Source organism: Corallococcus praedator, assembly GCF_003612125.1.
GTDB classification, from domain to species: Bacteria; Myxococcota; Myxococcia; order Myxococcales; family Myxococcaceae; genus Corallococcus; species Corallococcus praedator.
Map to the genome: position 1 here is coordinate 1 of NZ_RAWI01000122.1, position 23,356 is coordinate 23,356.

18 protein-coding genes are annotated in these 23,356 nt (G+C 72.0%); 16 read left to right on the plus strand and 2 right to left on the minus strand.

Features of this window, described 5'->3' with window-relative positions; genetic code table 11:
- From D7Y13_RS17590 to D7Y13_RS17645, 12 genes are all read left to right on the plus strand, one after another.
- On the plus strand, positions 1-9,504 hold a 9,504-nt coding region (locus D7Y13_RS17590; RefSeq protein WP_120630726.1), incomplete at its 5' end, for a flagellar hook-length control protein FliK.
- A gap of 13 nt (positions 9,505-9,517) precedes the next feature.
- Positions 9,518-10,126, plus strand: coding sequence for a hypothetical protein (locus D7Y13_RS17595; protein WP_120531354.1), 609 nt, complete (start codon positions 9,518-9,520; stop codon positions 10,124-10,126).
- A 57-nt stretch (positions 10,127-10,183) separates the two neighbouring features.
- Positions 10,184-10,879: a 7-cyano-7-deazaguanine synthase QueC gene (gene queC, locus D7Y13_RS17600; RefSeq protein WP_120582330.1), complete on the plus strand. Its 696-nt coding sequence runs from the start codon at positions 10,184-10,186 to the stop codon at positions 10,877-10,879.
- Entirely contained in the window at positions 10,879-11,538 is a 660-nt protein-coding gene (ddpX, locus tag D7Y13_RS17605) for a D-alanyl-D-alanine dipeptidase (protein WP_120582329.1), read from the plus strand. Before queC ends, ddpX begins: the two co-directional genes overlap by 1 nt.
- Positions 11,539-11,636: 98 nt before the next feature.
- Positions 11,637-12,881: a serine/threonine-protein kinase gene (locus tag D7Y13_RS17610; RefSeq protein ID WP_120531351.1), complete on the plus strand. Its 1,245-nt coding sequence runs from the start codon at positions 11,637-11,639 to the stop codon at positions 12,879-12,881.
- Positions 12,882-13,065: 184 nt separating this feature from the next.
- Positions 13,066-13,878, plus strand: coding sequence for an alpha/beta hydrolase (locus tag D7Y13_RS17615; RefSeq protein WP_233595289.1), 813 nt, complete (start codon positions 13,066-13,068; stop codon positions 13,876-13,878).
- Positions 13,879-14,005: 127 nt separating this feature from the next.
- Positions 14,006-14,635 carry a methylthioribulose 1-phosphate dehydratase gene (locus tag D7Y13_RS17620; RefSeq protein ID WP_120531349.1) on the plus strand — a complete coding sequence of 210 codons (630 nt, stop codon included), beginning with the start codon at positions 14,006-14,008 and terminating at the stop codon, positions 14,633-14,635.
- Positions 14,632-15,177 (plus strand): 1,2-dihydroxy-3-keto-5-methylthiopentene dioxygenase, encoded by a 546-nt coding sequence (locus tag D7Y13_RS17625; RefSeq protein ID WP_120531348.1) that lies wholly within the window; start codon positions 14,632-14,634, stop codon positions 15,175-15,177. The genes D7Y13_RS17620 and D7Y13_RS17625 overlap by 4 nt, the downstream gene beginning before the upstream one ends.
- The gene (mtnC, locus tag D7Y13_RS17630) at positions 15,174-15,875 is read left to right on the plus strand and encodes an acireductone synthase (protein WP_120582328.1); all 702 of its coding nucleotides are present in this window, start codon (positions 15,174-15,176) and stop codon (positions 15,873-15,875) included. The genes D7Y13_RS17625 and mtnC overlap by 4 nt, the downstream gene beginning before the upstream one ends.
- Before the next feature lie 15 nt (positions 15,876-15,890).
- Complete coding sequence (locus D7Y13_RS17635; RefSeq protein WP_120531346.1) at positions 15,891-16,775, plus strand: S-methyl-5'-thioadenosine phosphorylase; 885 nt, start codon at positions 15,891-15,893, stop codon at positions 16,773-16,775.
- 15 nt (positions 16,776-16,790) lie between these two features.
- Positions 16,791-17,894 carry an S-methyl-5-thioribose-1-phosphate isomerase gene (mtnA, locus tag D7Y13_RS17640; RefSeq protein ID WP_120531345.1) on the plus strand — a complete coding sequence of 368 codons (1,104 nt, stop codon included), beginning with the start codon at positions 16,791-16,793 and terminating at the stop codon, positions 17,892-17,894.
- 26 nt (positions 17,895-17,920) lie between these two features.
- Positions 17,921-18,526: a class II aldolase/adducin family protein gene (locus D7Y13_RS17645; RefSeq protein ID WP_120582353.1), complete on the plus strand. Its 606-nt coding sequence runs from the start codon at positions 17,921-17,923 to the stop codon at positions 18,524-18,526.
- A 12-nt stretch (positions 18,527-18,538) separates the two neighbouring features.
- On the opposite strand, the gene D7Y13_RS17650 is transcribed toward D7Y13_RS17645, so the two are convergent.
- Positions 18,539-19,711 carry a metallophosphoesterase gene (locus tag D7Y13_RS17650; RefSeq protein WP_120582327.1) on the minus strand — a complete coding sequence of 391 codons (1,173 nt, stop codon included), beginning with the start codon at positions 19,709-19,711 and terminating at the stop codon, positions 18,539-18,541.
- Between the two features lie 196 nt (positions 19,712-19,907).
- Between D7Y13_RS17650 and sitA6 (D7Y13_RS17655) the strand changes: the two genes are divergently transcribed.
- Genes sitA6 (D7Y13_RS17655) through sitI6 (D7Y13_RS17670) form a run of 4 tightly spaced genes read left to right on the plus strand, consistent with a single transcriptional unit; the run spans position 19,908 to position 22,795 of the window.
- Positions 19,908-20,594 carry a SitA6 family polymorphic toxin lipoprotein gene (gene sitA6 / locus D7Y13_RS17655; RefSeq protein WP_120582326.1) on the plus strand — a complete coding sequence of 229 codons (687 nt, stop codon included), beginning with the start codon at positions 19,908-19,910 and terminating at the stop codon, positions 20,592-20,594.
- Between the two features lie 3 nt (positions 20,595-20,597).
- Positions 20,598-21,314, plus strand: a complete 717-nt coding sequence (gene sitI6 / locus D7Y13_RS17660) for a SitI6 family double-CXXCG motif immunity protein (RefSeq protein ID WP_120582325.1) — start codon at positions 20,598-20,600, stop codon at positions 21,312-21,314.
- 59 nt (positions 21,315-21,373) lie between these two features.
- Entirely contained in the window at positions 21,374-22,072 is a 699-nt protein-coding gene (sitA6, locus tag D7Y13_RS17665) for a SitA6 family polymorphic toxin lipoprotein (protein WP_120582324.1), read from the plus strand.
- Between the two features lie 3 nt (positions 22,073-22,075).
- Complete coding sequence (gene sitI6, locus D7Y13_RS17670) at positions 22,076-22,795, plus strand: SitI6 family double-CXXCG motif immunity protein (RefSeq protein WP_120582323.1); 720 nt, start codon at positions 22,076-22,078, stop codon at positions 22,793-22,795.
- 4 nt (positions 22,796-22,799) lie between these two features.
- Here the strand turns inward: sitI6 (D7Y13_RS17670) and D7Y13_RS17675 are convergent, their stop codons facing one another.
- Positions 22,800-23,336 carry an FHA domain-containing protein gene (locus D7Y13_RS17675; protein ID WP_120531339.1) on the minus strand — a complete coding sequence of 179 codons (537 nt, stop codon included), beginning with the start codon at positions 23,334-23,336 and terminating at the stop codon, positions 22,800-22,802.
- Between the last annotated feature and the right edge of the window lie 20 nt (positions 23,337-23,356).

Genomic DNA, 23,356 nt, shown 5'->3' on the forward strand with positions numbered 1-23,356 from the left:
CAGTCGGGCGCCGCCCCCGAGCTTCGCCTGTTGGATCGGCGCGCGTTCGTGGGCTTTCCGGCATTGGAGGTGCAGCCCGGCCTGCGCATCTCCGACTTCGCGCTCCAGATTCCGGATGTCAGCTTCCCGTTCAACGTCAGCGCGGGCGCCACGCGCTACCAGCGCAAGAAGCTGCTCTTCGGCTTCCTGGAGCTGTCCGTCGACGCGGACCTCATCACGCGCAAGGTGGCGGAGCTGGCCGGACGGCTGGCCGGCGTCGAAGAGCTGCGCCTGCACTTCCGCCCCGGCTACCTGGAGGGCCAGGGCCGTCTGCCCGCGCCGGAGCGCACGCCGTTCACGTTCAAGGTCGCCTTCGACGCGGACGGGGACCGGCTCGCCGTCTACATCTACGACGTGCGCCTGTATGGCTTCTCCGCCACGCCGTCGGTGCAGCTGCCGGGGCTGTTGTCCACGGCGGTAGGCGCGCTGGCGCTCCTGCCGGAGGTGGAGGTGCGCGGCGCCACCGGCTTCTCCACCCGCGTGCTGCCCGCCCTGTGCGAGCGCGCCGCGATGAGCCGGGGCTACAAGGTCCCCACGCTCGACACCGCGCGCCTGTCCGCCGCGGAGGTCTCCAGCACCGGCCTGCGGCTGCGCTTCGCCGCCGGTGGACTGCCCCCGCCCGCCGCGCCGGACGAGGAGCTGATGCTGGCGCTCGAGGGTGCTCGGGCCTTCGCGGACGCGGAAGGGCTCGTCGCGCAGGGGCGGCTCGCGGAGGCCCGGCAGGCGTACCTCCAGGCCGGGGACGCGCAGGACGCGCACCCGTTCGCGGCGGAGCGACTGCTGGCGTTGCTGGTCGCGGATCCGCAGGCGCACGACCTGGCGCTGGACGTGGCGGCCACGCTGTCGCGCCGTCGCGACCGCAGTCCCGCGGCGCTGTGGGGCGAGGCCGTGGTGCGCGAGCGTCGGGGCGAGGGTGCCCGCGCGGCGGAGCGCTACCTGGCGCTGTGCGCGCTGGCCCGTCGCACGTCGGAAGAGGCCGCCGCGTTCTTCGCCGCCGAGGCCGCGGCCCGTTCGTCTCGCGACACCGCGCCCCAGGTGGCGGTGAAGGCGCTGCATGAGCTGCTGGGCCTCAAGCCGGATCACCTGCCGTCGCTGAAGGCCCTGGCGCGCGCGTCGGATCAAGCGCGGGACCGGGCGGGCGCGGTGCGGGCGTACCGGCGGCTCGCGGCCCTGGCGCGCGACCCGCTGGAGGCCGCGGACGCGCACGTGCATCTGGCGCGGCTGTGCGCGCAGACGGAGGACGACATCGCGGGGGCCCGGCTGCACTGCGAGGCCGCGCTGCGCCTGTCGCCCGACCAACCGGATGCGCTGCTGCTGCTGGGCGAGCTGTGCCATCGCGGCGGCGAACACCTGCGCGCGTTGAAGGCGTTGGATCGGCTGCGTGAAGTGTCGATGGCGCGCCATGAGCTGGACCGCGTGGGACAGGCGGACCTGCTCGCGGGCCGGGTGTGGGAAGAGGGGCTGAAGCAGCCGGAGAACGCGCTCCTGCGCTACCGCGAGGCGGTGTCGCTGCTGCCCGGTGAACCCGAGCCGCTGTTCGCCTCCGCTCGCGTGGCCGAGGGCCTGGGGCGTCTGCAGGAGGCCCTGAGCGGCTACCAGCAGGCGTTGGAGCTCGCCGGCCCGGCGCCGCGTTCGGAGGGCATCCGTCACGCCGCGCACGCGAGCCATCACGCGCTGGCGCGGCTGTCGCGCACGAAGCTGGGCGACCCGGCGCGGGCTCGCGAGCATCTGGAATCCGCGCTCGCGTTGGATCCGCGCGACGCGGTGGCGCTGGACGAGCTGATCCCATACTTCCGCGTCACCGGCCGCTCGCAGGAGCTGGCCGAGGCGCTGGAGAAGGCCGCCGCCCTCAAGGAGGAGCCCAAGGCCCGCGCGGCGCTGTGGGCCGAGGCCGGCGAGCTGTACCGGGGCAAGCTCCAGCAGGCGGACAAGGCCGACCGGCTGCTCACGCTCGCGCTGGAGGCGGATGGCGATCACCGTCCCGCGCTGGAGTCGCTGCTCGCGCTGGCCGAGGCCCGCCGCGATGGCGCGCAGCTCACCCGCTGCCTCGCGGCGCTGGCGAGGCTGACGCCGGAGCCCAAGGAGCGCGCGCAGAAGTACCGCCGCCTCGCGGTGGCCGCGCGCGACCTCGCCTTCGACCTGGACCTGGCCGTGCACGCGTTGCAGGAGGTGCTGCGCGCGGAGCCGGACGACCTGCCGGCGCTGGGCGAGCTGTGCGCCCTGCAGCGCAAGCGCTCCGACATGGCGGGGCTCGCGACCGCGCTGGAGGACCGCGCGCGCGTGGCCGAGGCGCAGGGGGACAAGCGACTGGCGGCGGCGGCCCTGCGTGAACTGGCGGGCGTGCTGGAGGCGCGGCTGGGCCGGGTGGGCGACGCGCTGGTGGCGCTGGAGAAGGCGGCGCGGCTGGCCCCGGATGCTGGCGTCCTGCTGGACCTCGCGGACCTGAGCCTGCGCTGCGAGCGGCCCGAACATGCGCGCCGCGCGCTGGAGTCGCTGCTGGCCATGCTGCCCCGCACCGCCGCGCCGGAGAAGCTGGCGGACGTGCGCGCCCGGTTGGGGCGGGCGTGTGAGCTACTGGGGGACCGCGAGGGCGCCATCGCCGCCTATGCGCAGGCGTTCCCGCTGCGCCGGCTGGACGACGTGCTCGCCACGCGGTTGGAGGCCCTCTACACGGAGGCCGGTGAGACGCAGGCGATGGCGGAGCTGTGGGCCACGCGCGCGCAGGCGCTCGCGGGCGCGGACCGTGCGGAAGAGGCCGCGCCGCTGTTCCTCCAGAGCGCTCGCGCCCTGCTGGAGCGCGGCGAGAAGGCCGCGGCGCTGATGCGGCTCTCCTCCGCGTTGGAGGCGAGCCCCGAGGGCCCGCTCGCCGCCGAGGTGCTGGAGGCGCTGGCCGAGCTGGAGCTGGAGCGCGGCGAGAAGCTGGAGGCGGCGCGGCTGTACGCGCGGCGTGCCTCGCTGGTGCCGGACGCGCGAGCGGGCGCGAAGCTGCTCTTCCGCGCGTCGCTGCTGGCGGCGGGCACGAGCCGCGAGGAGGCCTTCCTCGCGGAGGCCCTGGAGCGCGATGCCACCTTCGCCCCCGCGCGCATCCGCCGGGGCGAGCTGCGGCTGACCACCGATGCCCGCGCCGCGCTGGAGGACTTCGAGGCGGTGCTGGCCCTGCCGCCCGCCGACGTGGATGCGCCGCGCGAAGCGGAGCGCGTGGCCCTCACGCGCAAGGCCGCCACCGCCGCCGTGCGCGGCAACCGCACGGACTCGGCCCGCCGCCTGCTCGCGGAGTTCTGCGCGCGCACGCCGGAGGACCTGGACGCGCGGCTGGAGTTGGCCGCGCTGCACCGCAAGGCCGGCGCGCGCGAGGCCCTGGCGGACCTGCTGGTGGAACTCTGGCCGCGCCTCGCGGGAGACGCCCGCCGTCAGGCCCGCCGCGAGCTGGCCGAGCTGTGTCTGTCATTGGGCCGTGCGAGCGCGGCGGCGGATTCGCTGCGCAGCCTGCTGGTGGAGGAGCCGCAGGACGCTTGGGCCGCGCAGGCGCTGCTGGAGCTGTTGCCCCCGCCGGGCACGGGCAGCGCGGAGGAGGAGGCCGAGCGGTTGGAGCTGCTGGGCACGCTGGTGTCGGCCGCGTCGGGAGAGGTTCGCGCCGAGCTGCTCGCACGCCGGGCCGTGCTGCACCGGAGCGCCGGTCGCGTCGGGGCCGCGCGGGATGACTGTGCCCAGGCCGCGAAGCTGTCGCGCAAGCCCGCGCCGCTGCTGCTGATGCTGGCGGAGCTGGCGCGCGAGGCGGCGGATGCGCCCGCGGAGCTGGATGCCTGGCGCCGCGCCGTGGCCGCCGATGCCAGCCTGGGCGCGCGCGCCCGTGAGCGGCTGCTGGCCCTGGCCAGCGTGCTCCTGGAGAAGGACGAGCGCGCCTCCGCCGGGGATGCACTGCGCGCGGCCATCGCGCTGGAGCCGCCCGCCGACGCGCGGTGTGACGCCTTCTTCGCGCTCGCGGAGCTGGCCCGTCGTGAGGGCAAGGTCGCCGACGAGGCCGCCGCGTTGGCGGAAGCCGCGCGCCAGGGACCCATTGCCCGCCGCGTGGAAGCGCTCCAGCTGCGCGCCGCATTGCTGGAAGGGAAGGGGCAGCGCGAGGCCGCCGCGAGCGACCTGGAAGCCGCGCTCCTGCTGGCCCCTCGCCACGAGGAGGCGACGCTCGCGTTGCAGCGCGTGCTGCGCGACCTGGAGGACTGGGCGCGGCTCGCGGAGTTGCTGGCCGCCGAGGCCCCGCATGCCTCGCCCGCCGTCGCGGCGGCGCTGTACTCGGAACTCGCGAGCCTCTACCTCGACCGGCTGGGCCAGTCCGCGCCCGCCGAGGCCGCGCTGCGACAGGCGCTGCGGCTGACCCCGACGGATGCCTCCGTCCGCCGCCGACTGGTGTCGCTGGTGGCCGACCGTGGCGAGCTGCTGGAAGCCGCGGGACTGCTGGAGGCCGCGGCCGAGGAGGCGGAGCCCGCCGAGGCCGCCTCGCTGCTGCGAGAGGGTGTCACGTACGCGCGGCAGGCGCAGGAGTTGGATCGCGCGCTGGCCCTGGCGCGCAGGGCGCATGCCCGGGTGCCCGCGCGGGGCGAGGACCTGGCCACGCTGGCCGACCTGCTCTACCTGCGCGGCGCGGTGCGCGAAGCCCTGCCGTTGCAGGAGGCCCTGGCCACGGCGGCGGACTTCCGCGCGGCCCCGGACGCGGCGGAGGCGGCGTACCTGCGCCTGGGAGACCTGGCCGAACAGGCTGGAGACGTGAAGCGCGCGGTGGCCGCGTACCGCCACCTGCTCACGGAGCGTCCGCTGAGCGAGCGCGCCGTCGAACGGCTCGCGGCGCTGCTGGAGAAGGATGATCCGCGCGGTGCCTTCGAGGTGCGCGTCGCCCACGCGCGCGTGCTGGCGCCGTCCGAGGCCACCGTCACGCGGCTGGTGTCGCTGGCGGAGCGGGCGCGCGAGGCGTTGGCGGACGCGGGCATCGCTGCGTCGCTCCTGTCGCACGCGGCGCAGATGGCGAAGGAGCCCCTGCCGCTGCGCCGCCGGCTGGCCGCGCTCTACCGGGAGACGGGCCGCTCGACGGAGCTGCTGGCGGAGTTGCAGCCGGTGGCCGCGCTCAGCCTCCAGGCCGGGGACGTGGACGCGGCGCTCGCGGCCTACGACGAGGAGGCCCGGCTCGCGGAGGTGCTGGGCCGCGCGGATGAAGCGCTGCGCTCGCTCGCCAACGCGCGCGACCTGCTCGCCTCCGAGGACCGCCGTGCCGAGGCCGCCGCGTGCGAGCGTCGCCGCGCGGAGCTGCTGCGCGACGTGAAGCTGGACCTGAACGCGGCGGAGGAGGCGCTGGAGCGCGCCTTCGGTTTCGCCGCCGAACTGGACACGGCCCGCCTGGGCGCGGCCCTGGCCGAACGCCGCGACGACGCGACCGCCGAAGCCCGGTGGTGGGAGCGCGCGCTGCCCCGGCTGACGGGCACGAAGCAGGGCGCGGCGGTGCTGTTGCGGCTCGCGCGCCTGAACCTGGGCGAGCTCGCGGACGCGCCGAAGGCCGAGGGTTTCCTGCGCCAGGCGCTGCGTCAGGACCGCGCGCTCGCGGAAGCCGAGACCCTGCTGGCGGAGCTGCTGGAGCGCGACGGACGGCTCGCGGAGCTGGCCGCCTGGTACGAGGAGTGCGCGGAAGCCGAGACGGACGTCGACCGTCACGCGGCGCTGCTGTACCGGGCCGCGGTCATCTACCGGGATCGCGCGGGCAAGCCGGAGGCCGCCGCCGCCGCGCTCATCGCCGCGCGCGCCGCGAAGCCGGACGACCTGGAGCTCACCGCGCAGGCCGCGGAGCTGCTGCATCAGGTGCGCCGCCCCGCGGACGCCGCCGAGTTCGACGCCATCCTCCTGGAGGCAGACCCCTTCCGGGAGCCCGTCTTCACGCGCCACCGCGCCTTCCTGGAGGAGACGGAGGAGCGCCAGTCGCTGGCCGAGCTGATGCTCCGCCGCGCCGAGCGCCAGAAGCCCGCCGACGCGGCAGTCAGCTACCTCGCCGCCGCGAGCGCCTTCCGCGAGGGCGGTGCCCGCGAGCGCGCCATCCTGTGCGAGGACCGCGCGTTCGAACTGGACGCCAGCAACGCCGAGGCCTTCCACCACGTGCGCGAGCGCGCGGCCGGAGACGTGCGCCGGCTGGCGGAGCTGCTGGGCCAGCGCGCCGAGGCCGTGTCGCCCTCGGAAGCACTGCCCCTGTTGCGCGAGCGGGCCCAGCGCCTGCTGGACGCGGGCGAAGCGCTCAAGGCCGCCGAGGCCTTCGACGACTACCTGGGCCGCGCGGGCGGCGACGTGGAGGCCCTCTGCGCGCGCGCTGAACTCGCCGCGCAGGGTGGAGGCCCCGCCGCCGCGCAGCCGTACGACCGCCGCGTCCTTGCGCTGGGCGGGGACACGCTGCCGGTGCCGGTGCTCGTGCGCACGTGGCTGCGATTGGGTCATGCATCGCTCGCGTCAGGTGCCTTCCACGACGCGGCGGATGCCTTCGAGGCCGTGGTGACGCTGGAGCCGGAGGGCGCGCGCGGCGGTGAGGCGCTGTCGCTGCTCGCGGAAGTGCACTCGCGCACGGGCAACGGACCGGGCCTGTACCGGGCGTCGTTGCAGCTCGCGCGACGGGCCCAGGACACCGCGACGGAAGAGGTGCTGCTGCGCCGCGCGGCGGACCTCTTCGATGATCCGCGTGAAGCCATCGACGCCCTGGTGCCCCTGGCCCGGCTGCGCCCCGCCGACGCGAGCATCATCGACCGCGCGGTGGAGGGCCTGCGCGCCCTGGGCCGCCACGGCGACCTGCTGGGCATCTACGAAGTGGGCGCGGAGGCCGCGGGAGGCGCGCGCGCCGCGGAGCTGCTGCTCGCCGCCGCGTCCGTGGCGAGTGACTCGCTGTCGGACGCGGAAACGGCCTGGGCCCTCACGCAGCGCGCGGCGGACGCGGATCCGGAGAACCCGGCGGCCCTGCGCGCGCTGGTGGAAGGCCTGCGCGCGCGCAAGGCGTCGGAGGCCCTGCTCGCCGCGCTGGAGCGGCTGGTCCCCCGCACGGACGACGCGGACGAGGCCGCCGTGCTCCGGCTGGAACTCGCGATGCTCGCGCGCGACGCGGGCCGCGAGGACACGGCCCGTGATGCGCTCGAAGCGGTGGTGTCGCGCGGTCCCTCCGGTGCCGGCTACGCCGACGCGCTGGAAGCGCTGGAGCCCCTGCTGGGTGAAGCCCACGCACGCCGCGCCGAGGTGCGCGTGGCGCGCGCCGAGCTCGTGTCGGGCGAGCCCCGGGTGTCCCTGCTGGTGGCCGCCGCCCGGGCCTTCGAGAAGGCGGGCCTGCTGGAAGAGGCGCTGAAGGCCGCGAAGGCCGCCGTCGCCACCGAACCGGACCTGCGCGCCGCGCTGCTGGTCGCGCACCTGCACCGTGCCCTGGGAGACGCGCCCCGCGCGGCCCGTGCGCTGTTGCAGGCTGCGCGCCTCGCCGCGCCCGAGGAGCGGCCGCCGCTGCTGCTGGAGGCCGCGGGCCTCTGGGAGAAGGCCGGCGACATGGGCGAGGCGCTGGAGGTCATCGAGCGCATCGCCACCGACGCGCCGGACATGTTGTCCCCGGCGGAGCTGGCCGAACGCTTCGCCCGCCTGGGCGCCTTCGCGCGCGCGCTGGACGTGGGCTTCGAGCCCGCAATGGTCGCGGGCGAATACATCGACGCGCTGGCCATGGCCGCGCAGGCCGGCGACGTGCCCCGCACGCGCGTGGCCCTGTGGGCCCTGGTCGCGATGCCGGACGCGGATCCGTCCCACGCGGCGGCCCTGGCGGACGGCCTGCGCGAGGACTCCGAATGGGAGGGCCTGCTGGAGCTGGCGGCCCTGTCCTTCGACCGCGACGCGGCCTTCGCCGTGGCCCTGCGGGACGAGGTGCTGCGCGCCCGTCCGGCCCCGGTGTTCGCGCGCCTGCGGGCCCTGGAAGAGCTGGGCGCGGATCCAGGCCTCGCCACGCGGCTGCTGCTGCTCCTGCCGGAGCTGGGCCTGGAGCCCGAGCCCCTGGCCGAAGCGGTGCTCGCCCGGGTGCACGCGCTGCCGGAGCCCGCGCGGCTGGAGTCGCTGGCCTTCGCCGCCGACGGCTGGCCCGCGCGCCGAGAGGAGCTGCTGCGCGAGCGGTACGCGCTGGAGCTCAAACTCGAACACCTGGAGTCCGCGGAGCGCACGCTGGCGCTCATCGCGCAGGACACTGCGGACGTGAAGGCGCGCGCGCTCTTGCACCTGGAGCGTGGCGAGCTGTTGCAGGGCCCGCTCGCGCAGCCCGCCGAGGCCCGCGAGGCCTTCGAGGAAGCGCTCGCCGACGACGCGGAGAGCCTCGCCGCAGTGCAGGCGCTGCTCGCGCTGGTGGACGAGGCGCGCGAGTCCTCGGTGTTCCTGTCCCTGGCGGACACGCTCGCGAAGCTCTCCGGCCCCAACGCGTGGACGCCGTACCGTGAGCGGCTGGCGGATGCCTACGAGGCCCAGCAGCGCTACGCCGAAGCCGCCGCGCAGCTCGAACAGCTCCCGGACACGGACGAGCGGCTCGCCCGCCGCGTGCGCTTCGCCGAAGCACGCGGCCTCGTGGGCGAAGCGCTGCGCCTGCGCGAGCGGCTCACGCACGAACCCGCGGAGCTGGAAGTCATCCTGCGCGGCTACCTGGACGCCCAGCTCGTGGGCCCCGCGGTGCGCCTCACCGAACGGCTGGCGGACGCGAAGCACCTCACGCCGGACCTCACGCGGTGGGTGACCGAGCGGCTGTCCCCGTCCCCGGACGGCGCCGCGCTCGCGGTGCGCTTCTGGCCAGCGCTGCTGCGCGAGAAGTGGCCGGACGTGGACGGCTGGACGCTGTACGCGGAAGCGCTGCGCGCCCTGGGCCGCGCGGAGGCCGCCGAGCGCACGGATGGCATTGGCGCCGCGCTCGTCTCCAGCGATGCCCCCGCGCCGCGCGCCCCGGTGTCCGTGCTGGCCCGCCCCGCGCAGGACTTCCAGCACCCGGAGCCGGAGGGCCGCGTGCCGGTGACGGGTGAAAGCCTGCCGCGCCTGTACGTCGCGCTGAAGCCGGTGCTCACCTCGCTGGGCGCGGAGCACGTGCGCCTGTCCGTAGACCCCAAGGGCGGCGTGGAGGCGTACCTCACGTCGCCGGACGCGCTGGTGCTGGGCGCGGGCGCGCTGGGGTGCTTCGGCGCGGTGGAGCTGGGCTGGCTGTGCGCGCTGGCGCTGGCGCTGGGCGACGCGGGCATACAGCTCACCCGTCCCGGCACGGTGCTGGCGTGGGAGGCCGCGGCGGTGGCGGCCTGGCGCGCGATGCCGGCGTCGCTGGCGGCGGGCCGCGTGCTGGCCCAATTGGATGCGTCCTCGCGCGGCGGCGACCCGACGCGCGTGGATGTGGGTGAGGTGCTTGCCCGCAGCGAGGCCTTCCACCAATTGGCCCTGGCGTCGCTGGACGTCTAACCTCGGGGACGACATGCACCTGAAGCGACTCGCGCTGGCGCTCTTTCCCGCGGCGGCCCTGGCCGTCGCGGTGGGCTGTTTCACCGACCCCGTGTACCCGGGCAACCAGGTGCTGGGCTCGTTCCGCTTCCAGGCGAAGCTGGACGCGGCGCGCACCACCTGCGACGCGGGCTCGCGGGAGTTCGCGCAGCTGGACGACGCGGGCTCCTTCTATTTCGAGGGCACCTTCTCGCGCGACACCGACGCGGGCACGGGCTTCCTCACCGTGCTGGGCTTCACGCGCGACGCCGGCTACTCGGGCCAGAGCGTCAACTCCACCCACCGTGCCACCGCGCCCCGTGCGTCGTGCGGCACCGGCTGCGAGGACTCCGAAATCGAGGAGAACCTCAACGTGATGCTCCTGAGCGACAGCCAGGCGCGCAACGTGGCGCGCGACTGCGCCCGCCTGGATGGTGGCGTCCCCGAGGGCGCCATCCCGGCCCCCACGGAGAACGGCTACGACGTGTCGCTCGCGTGCGGCACGCTCACGGACGTCTTCCTGCCGGGCAAGGGCGCGAGCTGCAACTGCCAGCCGGCCACCTGCACCACCGTGTACACGGTGCGCGGCGACCGGCAGGACTGAAACACCCGGGGCCCGGCCCCGTCGTGTAACGTGCGCCGCCCCGAAGTGGAGGATGGAATGGCGAAGCGTGCGGTGGTGCTCCTGTCCGGCGGACTGGATTCGACGACCTGTCTGGCGATGGCGAAGGCGGCCGGCTTCGAGCCGGTGTGCCTGTCCATCGCCTATGGCCAGCGTCATTCCGTGGAGCTGGAGCGGGCGCGCAAGGTGGCGCAGGCCATGGGCGTGCGCGACGTGCGCTTGGTGACGGTGGACCTGCGGCAGGTGGGCGGCTCGGCCCTCACGGACGACATCCCGGTGCCCAAGGACCGCTCGGACGAGGACATGTCCCACGACGTGCCCGTCACCTACGTGCCCGCGCGCAACGCGCTGTTCCTCTCGCTGGCGCTGGGGCTCGCGGAGGTCGTCGGCGCGACGGACCTCTACATCGGCGTCAACGCGGTGGACTACAGCGGCTACCCCGACTGCCGCCCGGAGTTCATCCGCTCCTTCGAGACCATGGCCCAACTGGCCACCAAGGCCGGCGTGGAGGGCGCGCGCTTCCAGGTGCACGCGCCGCTCTCCGGCCTCACCAAGGCGCAGATCATCCAGGCCGGCGTGAAGCTGGGCGTGGACTACGGGATGACCCACTCCTGCTACGACCCGGACGCCCAGGGCCGGGCGTGTGGCCGCTGCGACAGCTGCCTCCTGCGTGCCAAGGGCTTCCAGGAAGCCGGCGTGCCGGATCCCACCACCTACGTGGACGGGGTGCGCTGATGCACGCGACGACGCGGCTCGCGCTGACGCTGGCGCTCTTCGCAAGCGCTCCGGCCCTGGCGGAGGACGCGAAGCCGAAGCCCGCTCCCACGGCCACGCCGAAGCCGAAGGTGGAGCTGGTGGACGCGGCCACCGTCATCCCGGACCTCATCCTGGACCTGCGCTACGCGACGAAGGACAACTTCCTCAAGCGGCAGGTGTACCCGGACGGGGCGCGGTGTCTGTTGTTGCCGGACTCGGTGAACCGCCTGAAGAAGGCCGCGGACGTGCTGCGTCCCCAGGGCTACCGGCTGAAGGTCTACGACTGCTACCGGCCGCGCGCGGTGCAGTACGAGATGTGGAAGATCCTGCCCAAGCCGGGCTACGTGGCGAACCCGGCCAAGGGCTCCAATCACAACCGGGGCGGCGCGGTGGACCTGACGCTGGCCACGGCGGAGGGGGGCGAGGTGGAGATGCCCACCCCCTTCGACGACTTCACCCCCAAGGCGCACCACGGCTACATGGGCGGCACGCCCGCCTCGCGTGAGCACCGGGAGGTGCTGCGCGCGGCCATGGAGGGCGTGGGCTTCCAGCGCAACAAGATGGAGTGGTGGCATTACGACCTGCCCGGCGCTACGAAATTGCCGGTGCTGGACGTGCCCTTTACGCCGACGAACTGACGCTCGGCCGGTCGCCAGCCCAGTGGTTTCGCGCGGTTGCGTCATGGACTGCGCGTAGGTGGGCGCGCGCACGGTGTGCCTGCTATTCCTGGCGTCCCATGAGGCAAACGCTCTCGGCTGGCCTGGAAAACACGCTCATCTCCCCGTCCTCTTCGTCGGAGCTGGCGCCCACGCTCGCGCCCGGGTCCTCGATGACCAACCGGCGCAACACGGTGCTGCCCCGGGTGCAGTGGACGGGCCAGCAACCCAGCGTGGTGCCCCTGCAACGCGAGCGCTTCGAGGAAGTGCGTCCGCTGGGGCAGGGCGGCATGGGCGAAGTGGTGCTGATGCGCGACCACGACATCGAACGGGAGGTGGCGCTCAAGCGGCTGCCCCCCGGCGCGGAGCTGGACCGCGTGCTGCGCTTCGTGGAGGAGATCCGCACCGTCGGCACGCTGGACCATCCGAACATCGTGCCGGTGCACGACGTGGGCGTGGATGAGCAGGGCCGCTACTTCTTCATGATGAAGCACCTGCGGGGCGAAACGCTGGAGTCCATCATCGCCCGCCTGCGCCGCTCGGACCTGGACGCGCTCGTGCGCTATCCGTTCCAGGTGCGGGTGCAGATCTTCCGGGGCGTGCTGCACGCGCTGTCGTACGCGCACGGCAAGGGCTTCATCCACCGCGACCTGAAGCCCGCGAACATCATGGTCGGGCCCTTCGGAGAGGTGACGGTGCTGGACTGGGGCCTCGCCCGCAGGGTGGGCGCGCCCACGCCGCCGAGTCTCCCGGCAGGCTCCGCGAGCGCGTCGGCGGACCTCGCGACCGCGCGCCCGCTGCACACGGAGGTCGGCTCCGTGGTGGGCACGCCCCTGTACATGTCCCCGGAGCAGGCGCGCGGCGAGCATGACCAGATGGACGCGCGCAGCGACATCTACAGCCTGTCGGTGCTCTTCCACGAGCTGCTGGGGCTGACGCACTACCTGGACGGGCTCCAGTCGGTGCCGGAGATCATGAAGGGCGTGCAGACGCGCGAACTCACCCTGTCCACCCTGCACGTCAACAACGCCCAGGGCCCGGTGCCCGCGGAGCTGATGTGGTTCGTGGTGAAGGGGATGAAGAAGAACCCCGCGGAGCGCTACGCCTCCGTGGACGACATGGTGCTGGAGCTGGATGCCGCGCTGGATGGCCGGTGCGCGGTGCAATGCCAGCGCACGTTCCTGAAGAAGACCTTCCACCAGGGCCTGCGCGCGGCGGACCGCAACCCCATGGCCATCACGATGGCCGCGCTGGTGGGCGCGGGGCTGGTGGTCGCCTCCGCGGTCCACCTGGGCATGTCGTTCTTCGCGACGATGCTGCACTGACGACGGACCGCGCCGCGGCATTCGCGACCTCGATGCGCTTCTTCGCGCCTTGTCGAGTGCGCGAAGCTCGCGGGTCGTGCGCTCCAACCCGAGTTCCGGCGTCCGGCCTCCTGAGACGAACGCCGCCATGCGCCTTCCGGTGCGCGTTCTCCCTCCGCCGCGCGTGATGTGATGGAGTGGCGGCGTGCAACGTCATCGCCGCCTGCTCATGGCCTTCCTGCTCATCTCCGGCATGCTGTACCTCGCGCTGTGCGCGGTCACCTTCGCCGCGCAGCGCTCCCTCATCTATCCCGCGCCGCGCGTCGGTCCGGAAGCCCTGCGGGACCGTCCCGGCTTCGGCCAGGTTCCGCTGGCGGCGGGCCTGAGCGTGGACACCTTCTATCTGCCCGCGCCGCCGGGAGCGCCCACGGTGCTGCACTTCCACGGCAACGGCGAACAACTGCTGCAGCAGCGGGGGCTGGGCCAGCTGCTCGCGGACGCGGGCCTGGGCTTCCTCTCGGTGGAGTACCCGGGCTACGGCGCCTCGCGGGGCAGCCCCTCGGAGGCGGGCCTGTACGCGGCGGCGGAGGCCGCGCTCCAGTTCCTGCGCGAGCAGGGCGTGAAGCCGGAGCAGGTGGTGTTGAGCGGCCGCAGCCTGGGGACCGGCGTCGCGGTGGAGATGGCGCGGCGCGGATACGGTGCCCGCATGGTGCTGGTGGCGCCGTACACGTCCATGGTGGCCATGGGCCAGCACATGCTGCCCTTCCTGCCCGCGACGCTGCTGGTGCGCGACCGCTTCGAGTCCCTGTCCAAGGCCCCGGACATCGCCATCCCGGTGCTCGTCATCCACGGCGAACAGGATGAGGTCATCCCGGTGGAGATGGGCCGCACGCTGGGTCAACGCTTCCCGCACGCCACGGTGGTGACGGTGCCGCGCGCGGGCCACAACGACGTGCTGGAGCAGGACGGCCTGAAGGAGTTCGCACGGCTGGCCACGTTCGCGCTCGACGGCACCTGAGCCGCCCGTGGCCCCAGGGGACATGACGTCCCGCGTCGCGTTCCCTTGCGCCTACCGGCAAGCGCCGGATTATGCTCCGTGTCATCAACGCGATGTTTCATCGCGTCCTGGTTCCCCCGAGGGATGGATGAGCGTCAACCCGGCCCCCGCCGCCACCCTGTCCGAAGCCGCCCGTGAAATCGTGGAGGTGGGCCGCTTCCTGAGCGTGCGCAACTTCGTGCCCGCGACCAGCGGCAACTTCTCCCGCCGGCTGGACGCCCGCACGGCCGCCGTCACCCGCTCCGGCGTGGACAAGGGCGAGCTGGTGGAGGCGGACGTGCTGGTGGCGGACATCCACGCGCCGCCGCCGAAGGGCTCGTCGGCGGAAACGCCGCTGCACCTGCAGCTGTATCGCGACAGGCCGGAGGCCCAGGCGGTGCTGCACACGCACTCCGTGGTGTCCGCGCTCTTGTCCAACCTGCGGCAGTCCGAAGGCGAGCTGGTGCTCCAGGACTTCGAGCTGCTCAAGGCGCTGGGCGACACCCGCACGCACGAGGCGGCGGTGTCCATTCCCATCTTCCCCAACGACCAGGACATTCCCCGGCTGGCCAGCAAGGTGACGGCGATGCTGGAGAAGCGGACGGAGCTGGTCGCGTATCTCATTGCCGGCCACGGGTTGTACACCTGGGGTCGGAGCATGGCCGAGGCGCGTCGCCACGTGGTGGCGCTGGAACACCTGCTGACGTACGAACTCGAGAAGATGAAGGTGCGGCGATGAGCAACCTGACGGTCTACAAGGAACACCACCCGGCGGAGCCGCTGGGCGTCTTCACGGACCCCGCGGACATCGGCCGGGAGCTGGCCCCCATCGGCGTGCGCTTCGAGCGCGTGGACGCCTCCGTGGCGCTGCCGGACGGCGCGGGGCAGGACGAGGTGCTCGCGGCCTACCAGCACGTGGTGGACGCGGAGAAGAAGGCCCACGGGTACAACACCGTGGACGTGGTGCGCATCAAGCCGGACGCGGCCAACGTGGTGCAGGCGCGCCAGAAGTTCCTCTCCGAGCACACCCACACGGAGGACGAGTCGCGCATCATGGTGGAGGGCAGCGGCTGCTTCTACCTGCACGCGCAGGACAAGGTCTTCCAGGTGGTCTGCACCCGGGGCGACCTCATCAGCGTGCCGGAGGGCATGAAGCACTGGTTCGACATGGGGCCCGCGCCCCTGTTCGCCGCCATCCGGTTCTTCATCCGCCCGGACGGCTGGGTGGGCAACTTCACCGGCGAGACCATCGCCGAGCGCTTCCCGAAGTACGAACCGTGAGCGCCCCCGTCGCCATCGTCACCGACATCGAGGGCACCACCAGCTCCATCGCCTTCGTGAAGGACGTGCTCTTCCCCTTCGCCCGCAAGCACCTGGCGGAGTTCGTCGCGACGCACGGTGAGCAGTCCTCCGTGCGCCAGTGTCTGTCCGACGCCCGCACGCTCGCGGGGGAGCCCGCGCTGGACGACGTCAGCACGGTGGCGCTGCTCCAGCGCTGGCTGGACGAGGACCGCAAGGCCACGCCGCTCAAGACGCTCCAGGGGCTCATCTGGGCGGACGGCTACGCGCGCGGCGAGCTGAAGGGCCACGTGTACGGGGACGCGGCCCGGGAGCTGCGCGCGTGGCACGGGCGGGGCCTGCGCCTGTATGTCTATTCCTCCGGCAGCGTGGCCGCGCAGAAGCTCATCTTCGGCCACAGCGTGGAGGGGGACCTGACGCCGCTGTTCTCCGGCTACTTCGACACCACCACCGGGCCCAAGGTGGAGGCCGCGTCGTACACGAAGATTTCCCAGGCGCTGGAGCTGCCGCCGGGGGACATCCTGTTCCTGTCGGACAACGTGGCGGAGCTGGACGCGGCCCGGAAGGCGGGGCTGCGCACGGCCTGCCTGGACCGGGGCGAGGTGGCCGTTCCCGCGGGCCACGGGCACCCGACGTTTCATGACTTCACGACGCTCGACCCGTTCGCGCGCGCCTCCTGAGAGGAGTCTCCATCCATGTCGAGTTCCAACAAGCCCGTGCTGGGCATCATCGGCGGCAGCGGCCTGTATCAGATTGACGGCCTGACGGACGTGTCGTGGCGCCGGGTGTCGTCGCCCTTCGGGGAGACGTCGGATGAGTTCTGCTTCGGGCGCATTGGCGACCAGCCGGTGGTGTTCCTGCCGCGGCACGGGCGGGGGCACCGCATCCCGCCGTCGGAGCTGAACTTCCGGGCGAACATCGACGCGCTCAAGCGCAGCGGCGTGACGGACATCCTGTCCATCTCCGCGGTGGGCAGCCTGCGCGAGGACCTGAAGCCGGGCACCTTCGTGGTGGTGGACCAGTTCGTGGACCGCACCTTCTCGCGCGTGAAGAGCTTCTTCTCCGCGGGGCTGGTGGCGCACGTGTCCATGGCGAAGCCTACGTGCACGCGCCTGGGCGACGCGGTGATGGCGGCGTGCGAGGGATTGGACATCCAGGCCGTGCGCGGTGGCACGTACCTGGTGATGGAAGGCCCGCAGTTCTCCACGCTGGCGGAGAGCAAGATGTACCGCCAGTGGGGCTGCGACGTGATTGGCATGACGAACATGCCGGAGGCCAAGCTCGCCCGGGAAGCGGAGATTTGCTACGCGAGCGTGTCCATGGTCACGGACTTCGACTGCTGGCATCCGGACCACGACGCGGTGACGGTGGACCAGGTGGTGGCGGTGCTCCTGGGCAACGCGGGCAGGGCGCGCGGGCTGGTGAAGAACATCGCGCCGCTCGTGGGCCGCCACGAAGGCCCCTGCTCCAAGGGCTGCCAGACGGCCCTGGACCACGCCATCATGACCTCGCCGGACGTGCGCGACCCGGCCGTCGTGGAGAAGCTCTCCGCGGTGGCGGGCCGCGTCCTGAAGCGCTGAAAGGAAGACACGGCGATGAAAGTCCAAGGCGAGCCAACGCGCTCCATCTGGGTCGAGTCCGACGGCTGGACCGTGGGCGTCATCGACCAGACGCGCCTGCCGCATGCGTTCGTGAAGGTGAAGCTGTCCACCGCGGAGGAGGCGGGCCGTGCCATCCGCAGCATGCTGGTGCGGGGCGCGCCGCTGATTGGCGCCACGGCGGCGTATGGCGTGTGTCTGGCCATGCGCGAGGACGCGTCGGACCCAGCGCTGGAGACGGCGCTGACGATGCTGCGGGCCACGCGGCCCACGGCGGTGAACCTGCACTGGGCGCTGGATGGGATGCGCCGGGTGCTGACGCCGCTGCGGCCGTCGGAGCGGGTGGCCGCGGCGTACCGGCACGCGGCGGCGCTGTGCGACGAGGACGTGGCCATCAACCGGGCCATTGGCGAGCACGCGCTGAAGCTGTTCCAGGATGCGTGGGACCGCAAGGGCCGCAAGGGGCGGCTGAACGTGCTCACGCACTGCAACGCGGGGTGGCTCGCGACGGTGGACTGGGGCACGGCGCTGGCGCCCATGTACCTGGCGCACGACGCGGGAATGCCGTTGCACGTCTGGGTGGATGAGACGCGGCCGCGCAACCAGGGCGCGGTGCTGACGGCGTGGGAATTGGGCCAGCACGGCGTTCCGCACACGGTCATCGCGGACAACGTGGGCGGCCACCTGATGCAGCACGGGGACGTGGACCTGTGCATCGTGGGCACGGACCGCACGACGGCGCACGGCGATGTGGCGAACAAGATTGGCACGTACCTGAAGGCGCTGGCGGCCAAGGACAACGGCGTGCCGTTCTATGTGGCGCTGCCGTCGCCGACGGTGGACTGGACCATCCAGGACGGCGTGAGGCAGATCCCCATCGAGCAGCGCGAGGGCACGGAGCTCAGCGACGTGACGGGCCGGCTGCCGTCGGGCGAGGTCGCCACGGTGCGCATCACCCCTCCGGGGAGCCCCGCCGCGAACTACGCGTTCGACGTGACGCCCGCGCGGCTGGTGACGGCGCTCATCACGGAGCGGGGCGTGTGTCCGGCGTCGGAGGAGGGGCTGCTGTCGCTCTTTCCGGAGCGGAGGCCGGCGAAGTGAAGGAGCACGGTGCGCTGCGCGAGGCGATGGTGGCCACCTGCCGGAGGATGAACACGTCGGGCCTGAACCAGGGCACGTCGGGCAACCTGAGCCAGCGGGTGGAGGGAGGCTTCCTCCTCACGCCCTCGGGGATGAATTACGAGACGATGACGCCGGAGGACCTGGTCTTCATGCGCTTCGACGGCACGCACGTGGGTGCGCGCAAGCCGTCATCCGAGTGGCAGCTGCACCGGGATCTCCTGGTGGCGCGTCCGGAGGTGGGCGCGGTGCTGCACGCGCACAGCATGTTCAGCACGACGTTGGCGTGTCTGCGGCGGGGCATCCCGGCGTTCCACTACATGGTCTCCGCGGCGGGAGGCACGGACGTGCGGTGCGCGGAGTACGCGACCTTCGGCACGCCGGAGCTGGCGCGGCACATGATGAAGGCGCTGGAGGGCCGCAAGGCGTGCCTGCTCGCGAACCACGGCATGGTGGCGGCGGGCGTGGACCTGCCCGCGGCCTACAAGCTGGCGGTGGAGGTGGAGACGCTGGCGGCCATGTACTGGCGCGCGCTCCAGGTGGGCGAGCCCGTCATCCTGGACGACGCGGAGATGGCGCGCGTGTTCGAACAGTTCCGGGGCTACGGGCAGTAGCGCCCCGGCCTGTCAGGCGCTGCGCAGGGTGAGCAGCGTCACCTCGGGCGGCACTCCGATGCGGAAGGGGAGCCAGTGCCCCGTGCCGCCGGAGACGTAGAGGTGACTGTCGCGGAAGCGGTAGCGCCCCAGCATGTGCTTGAAGGCGAAGCCGAACAGCGGGATGCCCAGGAAGGCCACCTGTCCGCCGTGGGTGTGGCCGGCGAGCGTCAGGCGGGCGCCGCGTTCCGCCGCGTAGGTGAAGAAGTCCGGGTGGTGGGACAGGCAGATGACGACGTCGTCCGGCGTGCCCCCCTGGAACGCGGTGTCCGCGGAGTGCTTCCAGCGGGCCTCGCGCACGGTGTGGCTGCGGCCGGACATGGGATAGTCCACGCCCACCACGCGCACGCGCTGACCGCCGTGCTCCAGCACGTGGGATTCATCCACGAGCAGGCGGACCGGGGCGCCACGCTGGGCCAGGGCCTCGTAGCCGCCCAGGACTTCTTCCAGGCCGCGCCAGTGCTCGTGGTTGCCCAGGATGGCGAGCATGCCGTGGCGGGCTGTCGTCGCGGCCAGGGCGTCCATCGTCGCATCCACCTGGTTCACGTCGTCGATGAGGTCGCCCGTCATCACCTGGAGGTCCACGCCGGCCGCGTTCATCGCGTCCACGGCGCCGCGCAGGTACTCGGGGCTGATGAAGGGGCCCACGTGGACGTCGGTGATCTGCCCGATGCGGAAGCCGTCGAGCGCGGCGGGAAGGCCCTTCAGCTTCACCTCCACCTCGCGCACGGTGAAGCCCAGGCTGCCGCTCACGACGCCCAGGGTGCTCCCTGTCACGGCGAGCACGGGCATGGCCTGTCCGGCCTTCACGAGCAGCCCGCGGCGCTCCAGGTCCACGCCGGGGGGCGCGGCCTTGCGGCGGCGCTCGCCCCACAGCTTCAGCACGAGGAACGGCAGGCCCAGCAGCATCACCATCAGCGCGGCGATGCTCCAGATGACGGCGAACAGCTTCACCGGCACGAGGGGCGCGGGCGTGTCGTGGAGGCCGTAGCCGGTGAGCGCGGGGACGGTCCAGGCGACGAAGGACAGCCCCATCAGGCCCAGCAGCACCCCATGGCGCCAACCACGCGTGACGGCGGGCCACAGCCTGCGCAGCACGAGGTACGAGCCCAGGTAGACGAACAGCAGGACCAGGAGCCTTCCCATCGTTTTAGCGCTCTCCGTCACGTCCCGGGCTCAAGAGGTCCGGGGCCGCCCTCGAAGTGAGGGAGCCCGAGGATAACGGACCCCCTGACAGCGCGCTGTCCCTCCGACACCGTGGCCGCTCGCCTGAGTCACGGCGCACCTGATGGCCTGGACGGGGAATCCCTGGAAGATAAGGGGCCAGCTTCGGGAGGGTGGGATGCGCGCGTGGTGGTTGTGGGTCGTCTTGGTGAGCGGTTGTGCCTCGGTGTCCTCGCCCACGCAGGAGTGGTCGAGGACGGACGCGTCGCAGGAGTGCGAGGCCAGCGACGAGGACCAGTGCCTCACGCAGGTGTGCGAGGAGGAGGTCTGCGCCCTGTTCCGGTGCGAGGACCTGGCGCTGGAGCGGGTGGTGCGCACGCGAGGTTCCGCACCGGTCGCGCCGGTGTTCGTGGCCCCGGGCAGCGGGCCACAGCGGACGTGGGGCAGTGCCCAGGGCGTGCCGGGCGACGCGGTGCCCGTCATGGTGTTCCGCTGGCACCCGCGCGAGAAGCTGCCGAGCGAGCTACGACGGGAGAAGGCCCGGGAGGAGTGGGCCAAACGTCCGAAGGAGCGGCACCACATCTTCCCTCAGGCACACGTGAAGCATTTTCAGCGCAAGGGTATTGAAATCCACAAATACGTCCTGGCCATCGATGCGGAAGTTCACGCGCGCATCCATCGGGGGGCGAATGGCGGACCTTGGAACAAGGACTGGAAGCGCTTCATCGACGAAGAGGGGGAAGAAGCGAAGGTGCCGCGTCATTTCGAGCATGCCTCCTGGATGATTCAGAAGTACGGACTCTTTGGACTGCCGATGACCTACTGGCAGCAGGTCGACCTCTCACCCGTGCCCTTCGAGGACTGAGCCATGCGCTACTTCGAGATTCGTGGCCCGCGCGAGGATGCAGAGCCACAGTGGAGCGGAGAGTATCGGGCCAGTCACCGATGGCACCTGCCAGGGGTTGACTGCCCCAAGTGCGGGAGCTGGGCAGGAATGGCTGCATATCCTTCAGTGGATCTGTCGAGCGTGGAGGAGCCTGTGCTCGCGAAGGTGACGGGACCGACCCGCTTCGCGGAGTACATGCGATTGGTGTCCCTGATTCGACCCTGTCTCCCCTCTGCGATACCCATCAAGGGCGGGAGTTCGTTCGGTCCCATGGTCGGAACAGCACGAGGCAGGTTCGGCCCCATCTCCTGCGATCCTCCATGGGAAGTGGTCCTCCGTGAGGACGCGGTCGAGCTGCTCAACGCAGAGGGGCTGAACGGCGTCATCGCAGTCCGGATGGAACTCAGGTCCCGTCGAAGCACCACACCCACGCTTTACGAGATGGAGGCCCGACCCCTGGCGAAGCTGCATCCCGACTGCATCGGAGAATGGAAGACGCCCCCGTGTGACGTCTGCGGCCGACCCGAGATGTTTGCTTTGCCGCCGGAGCGCTGGCTGCTGCGCTCCTCCATCCCGGAAGGGCTCGACGTCTTCGGCCTTGCAGGCGCGAACCCGCGCGTCGTCAGCGAGCGCTTCGTCGACGTCATCCAGCGGCTGGGCCCCAGTGACGTGACCTACCAGGAACTGCCCGCCGAGTAGTTTTCGCGGCGCATGTCCGTGGGTGCAGCGCAGGTCGAGCACACGAAGCCGGAGGCGGGATGCGCGCGTGGTGGCTGTTCTGTGTGGTCGTGTTGGGAGGTTGTGCCTCGGTGTCCGAGGTGTCCTCGCCCACGCAGGAGTGGGCGAGTGCGGAAGAGTCGCAAGAGTGTGAGGCCAGCGACGAGGACCAGTGCCTCACGCAGGTGTGTGAGGAGGAAGTCTGCGCGCTGTTCCGGTGCGAGGACCTGGCACCGGAGCGGGTGGTGCGCACGCGAGGCGCCGCACCGGTCGCGCCGGTATTCGTGGCCCCGGGCAGCGGGCCACAGCGGACGTGGGGCAGTGCGCAGGGTGTGCCGGGCGACGCGGTGCCCGTCATGGTGTTCCGCTGGCACCCGCGCGAGAAGCTGCCAAGCGAGCTACGACGGGAGAAGGCCCGGGAGGAGTGGGCGAAGCGTCCGAAGGAGCGGCACCACATCTTCCCGCAGGCGTTCAAGGCGCACTTTGAATTCAAGAAGATAAACATCCACCAGTACGTCGTGGCGATTGATGCGGAGGTACACGCGCGCATTCATAGAGGGGAGCGCGGCGGCCCTTGGAACCAGGATTGGAATGACTTCATTGAAGCGCGAGGGAGTCGAGCCGACATCCCACTCCATTTCGAGCATGCCTCCTGGATGATTCAGAAGTACGGACTCTTTGGGTTGTCGATGACGTACTGGCAGCAGGTCGACCTCATGCCCGTGCCCTTCGAGGACTGATACGTGCGCTATTTCGAAATCAGAAGCCCTCGGTGGGACGAGCCGGGCCACTGGAGTGGCGAATACCGAGCCCTTCATCGATGGCACCTGCCAGGAGTGGAATGTCCCAAGTGTGGAACCTGGGCAGGGATGGGGGCCTACCCCTCCGTGGCTCTCTCGGCTTTGGAGGAGCCTGCGCTCGCGAAGGTGACGGGGCCCGTCCACTTCGCGGAGTACATGCGGTTGGCAGGCCTGGTTCGGACATACCTGCCTCCCGGGATCCCCATCAAAGGTGGAAGCTCATTCGGCCCCATGGTCGGAACGGCGCGAGGCAGATTCGGCCCCGTCACCTGCTGGCCCTCATGGGAGGTCGTGCTTCGTGAGGATGCGGTCGAATTGCTCAAGGCCGAAGGCTTGAACGGTGTCATCGCGGTCCGGATGGAACTCAAGTCCCGCCGAAGCACCACACCCGCGCTCTACGAGTTGGAAGCCCGCCCCCTGGCGAGGCTGCACCCGGACTGCATCGGAGAATGGAAGACGCCCCCGTGCGACGTCTGCGGCCGGCCCGAGATGTTTGACCTTCCACCGAAGCGCTGGCTGCTGCGCTCCTCCATCCCGGAAGGACTCGACGTCTTCGGCCTAGAAGGCGCGAACCCGCGCGTCGTCAGCGAGCGCTTCGTCGAAGTCATCCAGCGCCTGGGCCCTGCGGACGTCACCTACCGCGAACTGCCCGCCGCCGACTGAACCGTCACATCCCGCCGCCCGGACTCGCGAGCCGCAGGTGCGAGTGCAGCGTCTCCGCTCGCAGGTACAGGAACTGCGCGTCGCCGAACGACAGCGCGTCCCCGTCCGTGAGCAGCCGCACCTCGCCCTCGCCCAGCGCCGCCGCGTTCAGCCAGGTCCCGTTCATCGAACCCAGGTCGTGCACCGAGCACGTCCCCTGCTGCTCGTGCCAGCGCAGCACCGCATGCTGCTTCGACACCGACGGGTCATGCACCATCAGCGCACACCCCTCCATGCGCCCCACCTTCAACTCCTGACCGTCCGACTCCGGCGCCAGGAAGTGCACCTCCAGCGAGTCGAACCCCTGGAGCATCACCAGCAACCGGTCCACCAGCCGCGACCGGTGCGCCATGCCCACCGTGCGCGCTTCCGCCAGTCGCAACGCGACCTGCTGGAACACCGGCTCCGGAGGTTGCTGGATGAGCACCACCGGTCCAGAGGCTTCCAGGAACGCCTGGACGGGGGCGTAGGCGAACGGGCGGAGCTGTTGGACGGAAGGCATCACCCCCCTACCGTACCCCC